This window comes from Moraxella cuniculi, assembly GCF_900637105.1.
Lineage (GTDB): Bacteria > Pseudomonadota > Gammaproteobacteria > Pseudomonadales > Moraxellaceae > Moraxella > Moraxella cuniculi.
On the sequence record NZ_LR134343.1, the window covers coordinates 328069 to 343771 of the forward strand.

Sequence of the window (15703 nt, forward strand, 5' to 3'; positions counted from 1 at the left end):
CTGGCTGGCTACCCAACGCAAGGATTTTGTCAATGGCAAAACTGGCACATTATGGCAAGTTTGGCTTTCGTTCAATTTCAGCACGCTTATTTATCAGCGTGTTTTTGGCATTATTGACTTTTACCATCGCCTTTGTGATACTTTCACAATTTGCCCACAATAACTCTGATGATGCCAAAAATCGTGCCATCGCCAGCCAAATCATGACGCAGATTGAGCCGTTTTTGACCGAGGCTCGCACACTCACCGCCGAGAATAATTTGCTACAAGCTCGTTTTTCGCTGGCGGTTATCAAAAAAAGTTTTGATATTTTTGATGAAAGTCTCAATGCCAAAATCGGACTGTATAATGCTCAAGGGCGACTGATGCTACAGACCGAAAATACAGAACTGCCACCAATTTTGCATCCTGAACCCCCTTGGATTAGCCAAATTTTCTCCCCCTCGCCTTCTCATACCGTTGTCAGCAGTCCGCTGGGTTTTTCGCTGTGGTACGAAAACCGCACACCCTCGCCAGAGCGGCCGCTGATGGCGTGGTTTAACCTGTTTTCGGGTACGATTTTATTATTTATCATCATGTCAGCGGTGCTGTGGTGGATTGCTCACAGCATTACTTGGCGAATCAATCAGCTAAGTCAGCAGATGAGCCGCTTGGGCGAAGGGGATTTTAGCGTGCGAGTGCCTGAAGAAGGCAATGACGAAATCGCCATCTTGGCACACGGCTTTAACCAATCTGCCGAAAAAATAGAACAGCTTATCAATGCCAATAATCTGCTTTTGGCACACGCCTCTCACGAGTTTCGCACGCCAATTACTCGCATTCGCCTACAGATTGAGATGATGCAAATGCTGCTTGATAAGCTCGATGACGAAACCAAAGAAAAATTCAACAAGCGTGCAGCAGCGGTCAATCGTGATTTGACAGGATTAAATGAGCTGGTTGAGAGTATTTTGCTTGTTTCACGCCTTGATGCTGGTCATGCTCTACAAGCAAGCGAGCAGGTTGATTTGTACGAGCTGGTTCGCCAAGAATGCCAGCACTACCCCGAAGCAGAACTGATTGGCGAGCCAATTTGGCTCATCGCCCAGCCCAAGCTGCTTACGCATTTGGTACGCAACCTGTTAAATAACGCCATGATTCATGGCATACCGCCCGTGTCCGTCTATCTGTATCAAGTGGCACGGATTGATGATGCTGCTACCATTCCGCAAGCACTGCTTGACAATAATTCAGCCACAGACCCTGACACGCTTGTGATTAACAATGATGATACCGAAAGCAAAACACCAAGCGATTTTTTAAAACGCCTAACACGCAGCAAAGAAAAAGACAAAACCAAGTCCGACAAGGCAAACTATGCCGTGCTTGCATTTGTCGATCAAGGCACAGGCATTCCTGTGGACAAACGCGAGGATATTTTTAGCCCCTTTGTTCGCCTAAAGCAGGAGAAAAAAGGTTCAGGGCTTGGCTTGTCATTGGTGGCACAAATCACCGAAGCCCACAGCGGTATCATCACGACAGACACTTGGCAAGGCCATACTCGCTTCTTGGTTGTGCTACCGCTAAACGCCAAACCAAACCGCCAAGCCTTAGAACAACCACCCAAATCAGCACCATAAAATCGCCCAAAACACTGCCGGTTGCCATCACCAAGCCAAACGCAGGCAATTTGGCATGGGTAAATCCATCAAACTGTGCTATACTATCGTTATTTATTAGCATAATTTAGCAATCCAATGTCCACACACAGCCCAATGATTGCCCTATCTGGGGTTAGCAAGACTTTTATCATCGAAAAAGACGGCAAGCAAGATTCTTTCACTGCGGTGCAGCCGACCGATTTGTCCGTCCAAGCAGGCGAAATATATGGCATCATCGGTGCATCAGGTGCGGGCAAATCAACCTTGATTCGCTGCATTAATCTGCTTGAAGTGCCAACCACAGGGTCTGTGGTGGTTGATGGTACTGATTTAACCACGCTTAGCGAAAACCAACTGATACAAAAGCGGCGAAAAATCGGCATGATTTTTCAGCATTTTAATCTGCTGCATTCACGCACCGTTTTTGAAAACATCGCCCTGCCGCTGGAGCTGGCTGATACGCCGTCATTGGTTATTGAGCAAAAAGTGAACAAATTGCTTGATTTGGTTGGCTTGGCAGACAAAAAACACGCTTACCCTGCCAACTTATCAGGCGGACAAAAGCAGCGAGTGGCGATTGCTCGTGCCTTGGCTTCAGACCCCAAGGTGCTGCTGTGTGATGAGGCGACTTCGGCACTTGACCCTGCCACCACACAATCAATCCTAAAACTGCTCAAGCAAATCAACCAAAAACTTGGCATTACCATCTTGCTCATCACACACGAGATGAATGTCGTCAAGCAAATCTGCGACAAAGTAGCGGTCATTGACAAGGGTAGACTCATCGAACAAGGCACGGTCGGCGAGATTTTTGCCAACCCCCAAACTGAGCTTGCCAAAGCATTCATTCGTTCAACATTTCACATCGGCTTGCCTGATTATTTTTTAAATAAACTAACAAATAAGCCTACTACCAACCGCTCGCCAGTCATCAAATGCGAATTTACAGGCAACTCGGTGGATATGCCCCTGTTTTCTCAAGCCTCCAAGCAATTTGGTGCAGAGTTTAATATTCTCACCTCACAAATGGACTATGCTGGCGGTGTGAAATTTGGCTTTACCATCTGTCAGGTGATTGGCGAACAAACAGCCGTCATGCAAGCGATCGAGTTTTTGCACGCTCATCGAGTAGACATTGAGGTATTGGGTTATTTGGACAATCCAAACTATTAAAATCAACATCAAGATTTCATCATTATTTAGATATTTTTAAGTATGGAGTATGCTTGTGTGGGACACTCTGATTGCTAATTTTACCAGCGAAATGCACCCAAAAATGTGGATGATGGTTGCCCAATCAACTTGGGAGACGCTCTATATGGGGCTGGTTGCCACGCTCATTGCCGTACTGGTTGGTCTGCCGCTGGGATTTTTGGCATTTTTGACTGACAAAGGTCGTATTTTCCAAAATCGCACTGCCTTTGTTTTGTTGGACGCTGTTATCAATGTTGGTCGTTCCGTGCCGTTTATTATTTTGCTGATTATCCTGATGCCTGTTACGCGTTTTTTGGTCGGCACAACGCTTGGTACAACCGCAGCAATCGTGCCGCTTAGTGTCGCTGCCATTCCATTTTTTGCTCGCCTGACCGCCAATGCTTTGCTTGAAATCCCCACAGGGCTGACCGAAGCCGCCAAATCCATGGGGGCAACGCATTGGCAGATGATTAGCAAATACTACTTTGCCGAAAGTCTACCAAGCCTAATCAATGCCACAACGCTAACCTTAGTATCACTCATTGGCTACTCGGCGATGGCTGGCGTAGTCGGCGGCGGTGGCTTGGGCAGTCTTGCCATCAACTATGGCGAGCATCGCAATATGATTTATGTCAAATGGATTTCTACCATCATCATCGTTGCCATCGTGATGATTTTCCAAAAAATCGGCGATTTTATCGCAACAAAAGTCGATCATCGCTGATGGTGAATTTGGCTCATCTCTTTGTGAAAAAATTTCATAAGTTTAGGCATAATTTGCCGATGAAAACACTTGCCCTTGGCTGATATTTTGTGGTTTAATAATCAATAATTATCGTCCAAGTTTTATAAACTGTGTGGCATATTCAGACATTTTTAAGGATTTCACCATGAATTTTGGTAAGTTATTTGGTATCTGTGCTTTGGCATCAGGCATTGCTTTGGCTGGTTGTGGCAACAAACCTACACAAACCACCGAAGCCCCTGCAGCAACAGACCCAACGGCACAAACCATCAAAGTTGGCGTAATGGCAGGCCCAGAACAAGCTGTCGCCGAAGTTGCTGGTAAGGTTGCCAAAGAAAAATACAACCTGACTGTTGAATTGGTTGAGTTTAATGATTATGCTCTGCCAAACACCGCTGTCTCAAATGGTGATTTGGACGCCAACGCCATGCAGCACAAGCCTTATCTTGACGAAGATACCGCCAAAAAAGGTCTGGATAACCTTGCCATTGTTGGCAATACATTCGTCTATCCTTTGGCTGGTTACTCAAAAACCATCAAAAACCTAAGCGAACTAAAAGATGGTGCTACCGTTGCTGTGCCAAATGACCCATCAAACTTGGCTCGTGCGTTGATTTTGCTTGAAAAACAAGGACTAATCAAACTAAAAGACAACAACAACCTGCTGTCCACCACGCTTGATATTGTCGAAAATCCAAAAAATCTAAAAATCAAAGAAGTGGACACTGCTGTGGCTGCTCGTGCGATTGACGATGTGGATTTGGCAGTAGTTAATAACAACTATGCAGGTCAAGCAGGTCTAAACGCCAGCGAACATGGCGTATTTGTCGAAGACAAACAGTCTCCTTATGTTAATATCATCGTGGCTCGTACGGACAATAAAGACTCTGAAGCGATTCAGAATTTTGTCAAAGCCTACCAAACTGACGAAGTAGAAGCCGAAGCCAAAAAGCAGTTTAAAGATGGTGTCGTAAAAGGCTGGTAAATTTTTCAACTTCCCCTCCCCCGCAAATTGGTGAAGTATGAAAGCACCCCAAAGTTACTTTTCGTTGCTTTGGGGTGTATTTTTATTGATAAGCCATGCAATCATATTGTAAGTTTTCTAGTCATGCACAATTCACCGCCAGCAAGGCATGGGCAGCCAAATCACCTACAGACGCATCAATAGCCATCGCTTACTACAGCACATAGCCCTTGCCAGTAGGATGAATGAACGGATAGTCCATGGGCTTTATTTACCCCACTTGCAGGCTTAGCTGCCATTTTACAAATCACACTCAAGCTGCCAATATCAACCAAAACAAAAAGCACAGAAATATCTGTGCTTGACTGCCAATATAAGCCTACCCCATTTGGTTTTTGGGTATTGTGCTTATATTTATTTATCGTTCGTTGTTGGGGTGTTTTGCTTGTTTCGCTGATCAATTTCGCTCATCGTTGTTGCTGGAATAAACTGCTCTTTGCTTACATCAACCCCTTGTGCAGCGTGTTCGGTTTTTAGCGATTTGGCAACCTCAGGCGGCATATAATTCTCATCATGCTTAGCCAGCACTTCGCTGGCGACAAAAACCCCTTCTTGCATTTGCCCTGTAGCAACAATGCCAGAGTTTTCGGCAAACAAGTCAGGCAAAACACCGCGATACACCACAGGCACTGTCGCCTTATAATCCGTGATGGAGAATTGGATATTCAGCGGATCGGCGGCATCTCGCTTGACACTGCCTGCAACCACCATGCCCCCTGCACGAATTCGCTTGGCCTCAGGTGCCTGACCTGCAGCGATTGCTGTTGGGTCAAAATAATAATCGGTTTGATTACCAATGGCGTACAAAATCAACGCCACTGCCACCGCTGCACCGAGCAGCACAGCAAATACCCACATCAGTTTTTTTTGTCTTACGGTGTTCATTTTTGCCCCTTTTTCGCCTAGTTGGCACGACGCTGTTTGTTGGTTAATCGCTTATTTGGCTGGCGTTTTTTTAGTTTTTTTAGCACCATATTGCGTTCCGCTTTGGCATAAACAATCATACCAACTACCGCCAAAAATACAAAACCATAGCACAGCCAAACATAAAAGGCATGCCCACCCATCGCAATAAAGTCAGCAAAGTTTGCAAAATATGGTGTCATTATCACTCTCCATCGGCTCGCAAAAGCAGCCGCTGCACCCATGCCTTATTTGCCTCACGCAACAAAATCAGCGAATTGGTACGATAAATTGCCAATGCCGCCACCAAAAAATAAGCACCAAGCAGCATAATCAGCAGCGGCACCCACATTGATGCGTCCATTTTGGGTGCATTGGTGATGGAAAAAGTCGCCCCTTGGTGCAGCGTATTCCACCACTCGACCGAGTATTTAATGATGGGCAAATTCACCGCCCCGACAATGGACAAAATTGCCGCCGCCTTGCCTCGGTTGTTGCTGTGCTCAAATGCGACAAATAAAGCAATCACCCCAGCATACAAAAATGCCAAAATCAACATCGAAGTCAAGCGTGCGTCCCATACCCAATAAGTTCCCCAAGTTGGCTTGCCCCAGATTGAGCCTGTCAAAAGACTTAGCACGCAACACACAAAGCCAATCGGAGCAATGGCTTGGGCAACCAAATTGGCGGTTTTGATTTTCCATACCAAAAAAATCACCCCAAGCACGCTCATGGCAAAATAAATACTCATGGCAAGGCTGGCTGCTGGCACATGGATAAAAATAATACGGTATGAATTGCCCTGTAGATAATCAGCAGGAGCAAATCCCAATCCCCATATCAGCCCAGCAGCAAGCAGCACTGTAGCAATGCTGGCAAGATACTTCACCCAAGGTGAGAAAATCTGAAAAAACCGCTCCGTTCCCACGGTGGTCAAAAATGCTTGCCACAGGCGATTAAAAAAACCGCCACGCTGATTATTTGTATTATTGTTGTGCAAAGCTGGGGTGTCTTTTGGCATAAATCACCTAGCTGGTTGTGCTGTTTTAGCGTTAATAAATGCCTTATTATAGCACATCACAACCATGCTTGCCATTATCCTACAAGCACAACAGTCTGAATAATCCATCTGACTGCCAAAGGCTTGCAAAATTTATCATTTAACTGCATAATGCACTTAGTTTATACATCACGCCATCATCTGCCAAAGCTGCGGTGATTGGCTTGGATTTTGTTCCGTGTATTTTGGATAATTTGCTTTTGGATAATCGTATGAGACAATCAACCCTTGCCAAAAAATCTTATAAATCATCAAACATCTCTTTGGTGCTGCTTGGTACGGCTGGCCTGTTGAGTGCCTGTTCGCCAACCGACACGCCACAAACCACACAACAAGTCCAGCAACCACAACAACCCAGCTACACCAGTGCCGAAGCCCAAGCTCTACAAGAGCAAGCTGCCGCCTTGCAAGCTCAGGCTGCCGAACTTGAGGCTCAAGCTCAAGCCGCTGCCGCTGGTGAGCAGCAAGGTGAAGCCACTGCAACCGATGGTAGCGGTGCGGGCAGTATGCTTGCCGCTGCTGCCGCTGGTGCTGCTGCAGGATATATTGCCAGCAAAGCCACTGGCAACAAGGCAGCCACCGCCACCGCCTCACAAACCGCCCAAACGCCCACAACCACCCAGCAACCAGCCCAAAATCCGCAGCAACAAGCAGCAAACAACAATCGCCAAACACTGGCTCAAGCCACCCAAGACAACAAAACGGGAACAACTCGTCAAGGTTTTGGGCAGACAGGCAATGCAACTGGCAGCACAGCTTCATGAAACGCATTGCTGTTACTGCTCGCCCTGACTGGCAAGAGCAGATGGCTCGTATTGGTTTTGATTACCACAGCATTGATGGCAACTATTGGCAAGAAGATGCTTGTTATCTGTTTAACGAAAAACAAATAACCATCATCGAAGATGCCACCAATGAGCTGCACCAAATGTACCTGCAGGCTATCGCCCATGTCATCAAAACAGGCGACTATGCCATGCTTGGTATTAATGATGATGCAGCGGCGTTGATTGAGTCAAGTTTTCGCAATCAGCAATTTAGCCTGTATGGTCGTTTTGATTTGTGCTTTGATGGTATCAATCCACCCAAATTGTACGAATACAATGCCGATACCCCAACCTCGTTGTTTGAGGCAAGTGTTGCCCAATGGTATTGGTTACAGGCACAAACAGGTATGCTTGCTGATGCCGACCAGTTTAACAGTATTCATGAACGGTTGTTGCTAGAATTTGGGCAATTGGCACACACCATTGGCAATCACACGCTGCATTTTGCGGCAGTCTCTGCCAGTGTGGAGGATTTGACAACCACTCGCTACCTGCAAGATGTCGCCATACAGGCAGGGCTTGGCACGGATTATTTGGACATTGGTGCAATCGGCTATCGTAGCCACGATGGCAAATTTACCGACACCAAAGACACAATCATCACGCATTTATTTAAGCTGTATCCATGGGAGTGGTTGCTTGACGAACCTTTTGGTCAATACATCACTCATGCAGGCACGCAATTTATCGAACCTGCCTATAAGCTATTACTAAGCAATAAAGCCATGCTTGCTGTGCTGTGGCAGCTGTTTGGCAATCACCCAAATCTACTGCCAGCAAGCCTCGATGCCAAGCAATTAACTGGCAATGTCGTCAAAAAACCCTTTTTCTCGCGCGAGGGGGCAAATGTCAGCTTGCAGCACAACGGTTCACTGCTTGCTACCGATGGGCAATATGGCAAAGAAGGTTATGTTTATCAAGCCATGCAGCCTTTGCCAAAATTTCATAACAATCAGGGCAAAGAAGTCTATGCGGTTGTTGGCAGCTGGGTGGTGGGCCATGGTGCAGCTGGCATGGGCATTCGCGAGGACAGTACGCTGATTACCAAAGATACCAGCCTGTTTGTGCCACACGCATTTATCTAAAATCGCCCATCGGTCAGTGTTGCAGCCTGACCGATGGACAGCATTGGGAAATTATCAAACTTATCAATTTTGCAAAATAAATTTGACCGCCCCATTGCCAGACTGCACTTGTTAAGCCACCCAAAATCTCCTTAATGCCATCAAAAACCACACCAAGACAGCCAAGTGTTTCAAATCAGCTGACAAGATTTTTTGTCATAACCTGTCATGGGTTGAATGTTATCAAATCAACAAAAAAAAGACCTTGTCGCCCAAGGTCTTTTTGTGTTTTTTAATGATCCCATCAGACAATTAGAATGGAATATCATCATCAGCAACGCCCGCTGCTGGCGAGATGACAGGCTTATCAGCTGGCGGCGTGGCTGGTTTTTGAAAAGAGTTATGCTGTGCCATATTATTGCCCTGTGCTGACATATCAGCACGGCTATTCATCGGAGCGGCTTGAGCATTATCCGAGGATGCAAACTGATTATTGTACGGCATATTATTTGGCTGATGGCCATAGTTGTTTTGGGCTGGTCGGTTGTTGTAGCCCTGATTTTGGTTTGTGGCATAACCTTGATTGTAGCCACCTTGACCCTGTCCTGCATAGTGATTTGGCTGATTTTGATAGCCGCCATAGCCGCCATTTTGATTAAAATCGCCACCGCCATTGCCACCACGAGTGCCAAGCATCTGCATGGTATCAGCACGCACTTCGGTGCTGTAGCGTTCTTGCCCTGTTTGTGTGTCAGTCCATTTGCGTGTACGCAAACTGCCCTCAACATAAATCTGCGAACCCTTACGCAGGTATTGTTGTACGATTTCGGCAAGTTTGTTATTAAACACCACACGATGCCACTCGGTATGCTCCTTGCGTTCGCCAGTATTGCGGTCTGTCCAGCGTTCGCTGGTGGCAATAGAGACAGTGGCAAGCATACCACCATTATCAAATTGTCTAACTTCTGGGTCGTTACCTAGATTACCCACAAGAATTACCTTATTGACACTCATACGATTTCCTTTTTTGTTAATCAGTGGTGAATATCAGCATTCACAAGATTGATTATAACCAAACTTTGCCAAATTTTCCAAAACAATTTGCCAAATTTTGTAATTTTATGGATTTTGTCGCTCAAGCATCGGTCTTAAAAATCTGCCCGTATGCGATTTATCGTCCGCCGCGACTGTCTCTGGCGTGCCAGTGGCAACGATTTGTCCACCGCCACTGCCACCTTCGTAGCCCAAATCAACAATCCAATCGGCTGTTTTGATGACATCCAAATTATGCTCAATGACCACCACCGTATTGCCCCGATCTCGCAGTGTGTGCAAAATGTGCAAAAGTTTGGCAATGTCATGAAAATGCAGTCCCGTGGTCGGCTCGTCCAAAATATACAAAGTCTGCCCTGTGTCTCTTTTGGCAAGCTCTTTGGCAAGTTTGACACGCTGTGCTTCACCACCTGACAGAGTCGTTGCCGATTGTCCCAAGCGAATATAATCCAGCCCCACTTCATGCAACGCCTGCAGACGGCGGAAAATGGCAGGAATCGGCTCAAAAAACGCCAACGCCTCCTCAACGGTCATGTCCAGCACATCAGCGATGGATTTGCCTTTGTATTGCACCTCAAGCGTTTCACGATTATACCGCTTGCCATGGCAGGCATCGCACGGCACATACATATCGGGCAAAAAGTGCATCTCTACCTTAATCAACCCATCGCCTTGGCACACTTCACAGCGACCGCCTTTGACATTAAAGCTAAATCGCCCTGCCTTATAGCCCCTTGCTCGTGCCTCAACTGTCTGGGTAAACAAATCACGAATCAGCGTAAACACCCCTGTATAAGTTGCAGGATTACTGCGTGGCGTGCGTCCAATTGGGCTTTGGTCAATATCTACCATCTTGTCCAAATGCTCAAGCCCCGTGATTTTGTCATACTTTTCTGGCACAAGCGTGCTGGCATGGTTCAATGCCGTGGCAGCCAGTGGCATCAAGGTGCGGTTGATCAATGTAGACTTGCCAGAGCCAGAAACGCCTGTAATGCAGGTCATCACACCGATGGGAATTTGCAGATTGACATTTTTTAGATTATTGCCAGACGCTCCCACAAGCTCAATAAACAACGGCTCGCGGTGGGTTTTTTTGCCTTTTTTTATCTCAAGTGTTTTTGGCTGATGGCGAACTTCTGGTACGGCTATGAACCGCTTGCCAGACAGATACTCGCCTGTTAATGAACCAGCGGTTGCTGCCACTTGCTCAGCGGTGCCAGCTGCCACCACACGCCCACCATGCACCCCAGCACCGACACCGATATCGATGATATGGTCGGCTTGGCGTATGGCATCTTCATCATGCTCAACCACCACCACCGTATTGCCCAAATCTCGCAAGTGCGTCAAGGTGGATAGCAGGCGGTCATTATCTCGCTGGTGCAGTCCAATGGACGGCTCATCAAGCACATACATCACCCCCATCAAGCCTGCACCAATCTGACTTGCCAAGCGAATCCGCTGTGCCTCACCGCCAGAGAGTGTCTCTGCCGAACGAGCAAGGGTCAAATAATCCAAACCAACTTTGGTCAAAAAGCCCAATCGCTCACGGATTTCTTTAAAAATTTTGTCGGCAACCTCACCCTTAGCACCCTCTATTGTTAAGTTTTGGTAATAATTCCATGCTTCTGAAATCGGCAAATGAATAATCTCGCCAATGACGCGATTGTCCACACGCACATGGCGGGCAATGTCATTTAGACGCACGCCATCACAAGCATTACAAGTGGTATCGGACAGATATTGTGCCAATTCATCACGCACCAAATTGCTGGTTGTGCTGGCATAACGGCGTTCCAAATAGGGCAAAATCCCCTCAAATGGCACGGTCTTGGTGGTTTTTCGTCCTCGCTCATCGGTGAAGTTAAATTCAATTTTCTCTTTGCCAGAGCCTTGCAAAATCACGCTTTGCTCTTTGGTAGAAAGCTGTTGCCAAGGCTTATCCATATCGATGCCAAAATGGCGGCACACGGTAGACAACAAACCAAAATAATAAGCATGGCGTTTGTCCCAACCATGGATTGCCCCTTGGTTGAGCGACTTGTCAGGGTGGGTTACGATGCGTTCGGCAGCAAAATACTGACGCTTGCCCAAGCCATCACACGCAGAACAAGCACCAGCAGGATTATTAAAACTAAACAATCTTGGCTCAAGCTCGCTGACCGCCTTATCGCACACAGGGCAGGAATGCTTGGCGGACAAAATTTGCTCATCATCACCACAAGGATTGCCGTCCATGTGCGACAAAATGGCAATATCGCCGCCCAATTTTAATGCCACCTCAAGGCTTTCGGCAACACGATTGCCCAAATCCTCACGCACCTTAAAACGGTCTACCACCACCTCGATGCTGTGTTTTTTATTTTTCTCCAACGCTGGCAATTCATCAGTATCATAAACCACGCCATCGATACGCACTTTATTAAATCCCTGTGCCTGCAATCCTTCCAAAAGGGCGATATGCTCCCCTTTGCGTTCACGCACCACAGGTGCCAAAATCATCAATTTGCTATCCATGGGCAAAGCCATGACGCCATCAACCATCTGACTGATGGTCTGTGCCACCATCGGCTCATTATGCTCTGGGCAATATGGCACACCCACGCGTGCAAACAGCAGTCGCAAATAATCATACACTTCGGTAATCGTGCCAACCGTTGATCGAGGGTTGTGGTTGGTGGATTTTTGCTCGATGGCGATGGCAGGCGACAAGCCTTCGATGCTATCAACATCTGGCTTTTCCATTTGCGACAAAAACTGGCGTGCATAAGCCGATAAACTCTCGACATAGCGGCGTTGTCCTTCGGCATAGAGCGTATCAAACGCCAATGACGACTTGCCTGAGCCTGACAAACCTGTGATGACCACAAATTTATCACGAGGAATATCGACATCAATGTTTTTAAGATTGTGCGTGCGTGCACCACGGATACTGATTTTGTCGTGTGCCATAAAGTGCCTTTTTGGATAAAATAAAGCCTGAGCAGCCATGCGATTTATTCGCCATCAATCCATCAACAGACAGCAAGCATGAGCATAACTGGGCTGCAAAAATAGTTATTATAAGACAAAATGGCACAAAATGGGCAAAATTAAACTTAAGAAATTGTAAGCAGCTCACCAAAATCTCAAATGACTTGGTCGTCTTGGGTTAAAATATTTTGGGCAAAATTGCCCACCATCACCAATCTGTAATTTTAAATGCCACAAGGCAAACACAGCCATCTTATACCAAGAAATTAATGCAATAAACCGCCAAAACCATCACCAAAAACACAAAACCAGTATAACAAAACACCAAATGACTATTATCAATGGCGGACAAATTTGCTACACTGATGCCAATCCACTGCCTTATTAGGATTAATAATGACCTATCGCATCTATCTTGGTGGCTCCTTTGACCCCATTCATCATGCTCATCTACAAATGGCGATGGCGGCATTTCGGCGATTAAGCCTGCTTGGCTTGCCAGCAACAATATCCCTGCTGCCCACCGCAGGTAATCCGTTTAAACCACCGCCAACACCTGCCATACACCGCATGAATATGATTGAGCACGCCATCACACCACTGATTGCAAGCGGTATCATGATTGATATTGATGATTCTGAGCTGGCACGCACACCGCCGATTTATACCATTGACACGGTGCAATTATTACAAAAAAAATACCCCAACGATGTGCTGATTTTTGTCATCGGTGGCGACAGCTTGCACACTTTGCCAACATGGCACAGCCACGAGAAACTCATCAATGCAGTCAAATTATGGGCGTTTGGGCGGGTTGGCACAACAGACAAGATTGACGCATCGCTGATGACACGCTGTACGACAGATTTGTCGCAGTTCTTGGCAGAAAATGGTCGAATTTTTTTGGACAGCTCGCCGATTGCTGCCATGTCATCAAGCCAAATTCGCACCTTAATCGCCAAGCAAAACTGGCAACAAGCCACCGACTTGGTCAATGATGAAGTGCTGGCGTATATCTTGGCAAATAAACTATACCAAACTGGCTAACTGTGCTATAATTTTTGATTGCAATAAATTTATCAAAACGACAATTATGACAACTTTAACTTTAGAGCAGACTTTAGCACTGATTATAGAAACTCTGGACGATTTGAAGGCCAAAAACATCACCACGCTTGAGATTGAGCATTTGACCGAAGTTGCCGAACGCATCATCATCTGCGATGCGACAAGCAAACGCCATGTCAAGGCATTGGCGGATAAACTTGGGGCAGCAACCAAGGCGGCAGGACTGGCACCGCTTGGTCGTGAGGGCGACAAGGACAGCGATTGGACGCTTGTGGACTTGGGCTCGGTGGTGGTGCATATCATGACACCGCAAGCCCGTGAATTTTATGACCTAGAAGGCTTGTGGTTATCGCCAGAAGCCCTAAAAGACTTGGCAGTTCAGGCTCGCGCCTAATTTGCAAGAGACTTTCACACAATCAACCTGTGCTTGAGTGGCGTTTGAGCATCATCGTGGTAATAAAACTCTGATTTGTTTGTGATGCTTGCATATCTACAAACAAATCATGCCCTAGCTTGGTTGCCATCAATCATGACTGCTGGATAACGATTTGTCATCCAATCGCCAACCATCTCACCTATCATAGTACCTAAAGCACCTGCCTTGCAAGCCTCACCTTTAGCTTTGGCTGCCACACAGCCTGTTAAGCCAGCAGAGATTTTATGTATGCTGTTATTGATGATACCAGTATCATTGACAGTTACCGCGATTCATTGTAGAGCCTCTGTCAAAGTCTTCTTGGGTGGGTTTTCAGCTTCCATAATAGCTACCATCATCATGGAGCCATAATATGGCTGGGGCATTAATAAGGAAGTATAAATTTACATTGGCATCAAGCTCATCAGTAGCTTCTTTCGGAAAACTATCCTTAAGATACTGTATGATTTCTTCTGTTGGTGCTTCCCAAACCCTTCTCTCAAATGGAACACCCTCAATATAAGGTACATCAAACTTAATTAAGCCGTTGTTTAGCCATTCTTCCGACAGTGCAAAAAATACCTCTTTATGTTCTTCAAAACTGATGTTTGGAAGATAACCAGAAATGGCACTAAAAAAACCTGATATCCATGATCCTTTGGAGATTTCAAAGATTTCTTGTTTGAGCTCTTCGGATATATCAACCATCATTATCTCCTTAAGAATTTAATTTCTGGATTTTTTCTGCTTTTAGTTAGCTTTTTAGGAATATCAATCGTCCAAACAGGGCCCGATCTATCAGAGCTTGAAGCAAAAACTCTGAGATTAAAATTACCATACGGTGTTTTAGCAACATAAACAATTCCTTTATTTGGGATGTTTCTTGGTGGAGGTAATGGCTGACCAGTAAGATCCATAAAATATCGTTTTACTTCTTCGTCGCTCGCTCCTTTGAATATGCGAGTTAACCCTGAACTATTTGCTTCTTGATGTAGTGTTTTATTGCCAATTTTGATACTTTTGCTTGCGTTGTTTTCATCAAATAGTTTACGAAGCTCATTTACTTTCTCTGTCTGAATGCCTTTAGCAGTAATCTTTTCATGCCGATCACGGCGATAATTTGCATTATTTTTGCCAATATTGTTTGCAGGTTTGTTTACAACCGCTTCAGAAACCACTCTACCACTTTTTTTAACAACCGCTTTTGCAGATGTACCGCCAGGGATTGGGATAATATCAAGTATGAAGTTTCTATAACCTTCACTGATTTCATTTTGTGTTGCGTATCTTTGACCTTGTTTTGGTAGGCAAGATTGTGTTGTAGTCCGTATACAAATAATAAAATCATTATTGCTGTTTTTTAAATAGGTGATGTTTTCTGATAATTCAGCAAGATTGTCTGGAATATCTTTAATCGCCTGTAGCTGCTCCTTAGCATAAGTACCATCTATATCACTGGTAATTTGATTCCACTCATGCCCCAGTGCAATTTCAGCGGTAGAATTCCACCTAACCGCCTCAGAAGCCATATTTGCTGCGGTGTTGATGTCTTTATCAAAGATAAAGGCAGCAAAGCTTGCAGCTAGGCGAGATTCGTTGATGATTTGTTGTCTTTGTTTGTCGGTTAATGTGTTTGGATTATCTATTTTTCTATCCGCCCACATCTCACCTATCATAGCACCTAGGGCAGCTGATTCACAGTCATTTTTGGCAATTTCAGCAGAAATACAGCCTGTA

Annotated in this window: 16 protein-coding genes; 8 read left to right on the forward strand and 8 right to left on the reverse strand. The window is 45.7% G+C overall.

What is annotated here, in order from left to right:
- The first annotated feature begins 32 nt into the window (after nucleotides 1-32).
- From EL162_RS01595 to EL162_RS01610, 4 genes are all read left to right on the forward strand, one after another.
- Nucleotides 33-1619: an ATP-binding protein gene (locus tag EL162_RS01595; protein ID WP_126329616.1), complete on the forward strand. Its 1587-nt coding sequence runs from the start codon at nucleotides 33-35 to the stop codon at nucleotides 1617-1619.
- Nucleotides 1620-1736: 117 nt separating this feature from the next.
- The gene (gene metN / locus EL162_RS01600) at nucleotides 1737-2813 is read left to right on the forward strand and encodes a methionine ABC transporter ATP-binding protein MetN (protein WP_311195367.1); all 1077 of its coding nucleotides are present in this window, start codon (nucleotides 1737-1739) and stop codon (nucleotides 2811-2813) included.
- Nucleotides 2814-2862: 49 nt separating this feature from the next.
- Nucleotides 2863-3558 carry a methionine ABC transporter permease gene (locus EL162_RS01605; RefSeq protein ID WP_126329618.1) on the forward strand — a complete coding sequence of 232 codons (696 nt, stop codon included), beginning with the start codon at nucleotides 2863-2865 and terminating at the stop codon, nucleotides 3556-3558.
- 166 nt (nucleotides 3559-3724) lie between these two features.
- Nucleotides 3725-4564 carry a MetQ/NlpA family lipoprotein gene (locus EL162_RS01610; RefSeq protein WP_126329620.1) on the forward strand — a complete coding sequence of 280 codons (840 nt, stop codon included), beginning with the start codon at nucleotides 3725-3727 and terminating at the stop codon, nucleotides 4562-4564.
- 393 nt (nucleotides 4565-4957) lie between these two features.
- Here the strand turns inward: EL162_RS01610 and ccmE are convergent, their stop codons facing one another.
- The 3 genes from ccmE to EL162_RS01625 are packed head-to-tail and all read right to left on the reverse strand — an operon-like array spanning nucleotide 4958 to nucleotide 6527.
- Nucleotides 4958-5488, reverse strand: coding sequence for a cytochrome c maturation protein CcmE (ccmE, locus tag EL162_RS01615; RefSeq protein ID WP_126329622.1), 531 nt, complete (start codon nucleotides 5486-5488; stop codon nucleotides 4958-4960).
- A gap of 17 nt (nucleotides 5489-5505) precedes the next feature.
- A complete protein-coding gene (gene ccmD / locus EL162_RS01620; protein ID WP_126329624.1) occupies nucleotides 5506-5709 on the reverse strand; it encodes a heme exporter protein CcmD in 204 nt (67 codons plus the stop codon).
- 2 nt (nucleotides 5710-5711) lie between these two features.
- Complete coding sequence (locus EL162_RS01625; RefSeq protein ID WP_126329626.1) at nucleotides 5712-6527, reverse strand: heme ABC transporter permease; 816 nt, start codon at nucleotides 6525-6527, stop codon at nucleotides 5712-5714.
- A 251-nt stretch (nucleotides 6528-6778) separates the two neighbouring features.
- On the opposite strand from EL162_RS01625, the gene EL162_RS01630 reads away from it, so the two are divergent.
- Nucleotides 6779-7330 carry a hypothetical protein gene (locus tag EL162_RS01630; RefSeq protein WP_126329628.1) on the forward strand — a complete coding sequence of 184 codons (552 nt, stop codon included), beginning with the start codon at nucleotides 6779-6781 and terminating at the stop codon, nucleotides 7328-7330.
- Entirely contained in the window at nucleotides 7327-8478 is a 1152-nt protein-coding gene (locus EL162_RS01635; protein ID WP_126329630.1) for a glutathionylspermidine synthase family protein, read from the forward strand. The genes EL162_RS01630 and EL162_RS01635 overlap by 4 nt, the downstream gene beginning before the upstream one ends.
- Before the next feature lie 291 nt (nucleotides 8479-8769).
- Here the strand turns inward: EL162_RS01635 and ssb are convergent, their stop codons facing one another.
- Nucleotides 8770-9471, reverse strand: coding sequence for a single-stranded DNA-binding protein (gene ssb / locus EL162_RS01640; RefSeq protein ID WP_126329632.1), 702 nt, complete (start codon nucleotides 9469-9471; stop codon nucleotides 8770-8772).
- Nucleotides 9472-9576: 105 nt separating this feature from the next.
- Nucleotides 9577-12462: an excinuclease ABC subunit UvrA gene (gene uvrA, locus EL162_RS01645; RefSeq protein WP_126329634.1), complete on the reverse strand. Its 2886-nt coding sequence runs from the start codon at nucleotides 12460-12462 to the stop codon at nucleotides 9577-9579.
- A 417-nt stretch (nucleotides 12463-12879) separates the two neighbouring features.
- On the opposite strand from uvrA, the gene nadD reads away from it, so the two are divergent.
- Together nadD and rsfS are read left to right on the forward strand one after the other, a co-directional pair.
- Complete coding sequence (gene nadD / locus EL162_RS01650; protein ID WP_126329636.1) at nucleotides 12880-13530, forward strand: nicotinate (nicotinamide) nucleotide adenylyltransferase; 651 nt, start codon at nucleotides 12880-12882, stop codon at nucleotides 13528-13530.
- A 46-nt stretch (nucleotides 13531-13576) separates the two neighbouring features.
- Nucleotides 13577-13945 carry a ribosome silencing factor gene (gene rsfS / locus EL162_RS01655; RefSeq protein WP_126329638.1) on the forward strand — a complete coding sequence of 123 codons (369 nt, stop codon included), beginning with the start codon at nucleotides 13577-13579 and terminating at the stop codon, nucleotides 13943-13945.
- A 107-nt stretch (nucleotides 13946-14052) separates the two neighbouring features.
- Here the strand turns inward: rsfS and EL162_RS10235 are convergent, their stop codons facing one another.
- From EL162_RS10235 to EL162_RS01665, 3 genes are all read right to left on the reverse strand, one after another.
- Nucleotides 14053-14184 (reverse strand): hypothetical protein, encoded by a 132-nt coding sequence (locus EL162_RS10235; protein ID WP_259772333.1) that lies wholly within the window; start codon nucleotides 14182-14184, stop codon nucleotides 14053-14055.
- A 115-nt stretch (nucleotides 14185-14299) separates the two neighbouring features.
- Nucleotides 14300-14674, reverse strand: coding sequence for a DUF596 domain-containing protein (locus EL162_RS01660; protein ID WP_126329420.1), 375 nt, complete (start codon nucleotides 14672-14674; stop codon nucleotides 14300-14302).
- Between the two features lie 2 nt (nucleotides 14675-14676).
- The gene (locus EL162_RS01665) at nucleotides 14677-15642 is read right to left on the reverse strand and encodes a VENN motif pre-toxin domain-containing protein (protein WP_227543419.1); all 966 of its coding nucleotides are present in this window, start codon (nucleotides 15640-15642) and stop codon (nucleotides 14677-14679) included.
- Nucleotides 15643-15703 lie beyond the last annotated feature (61 nt).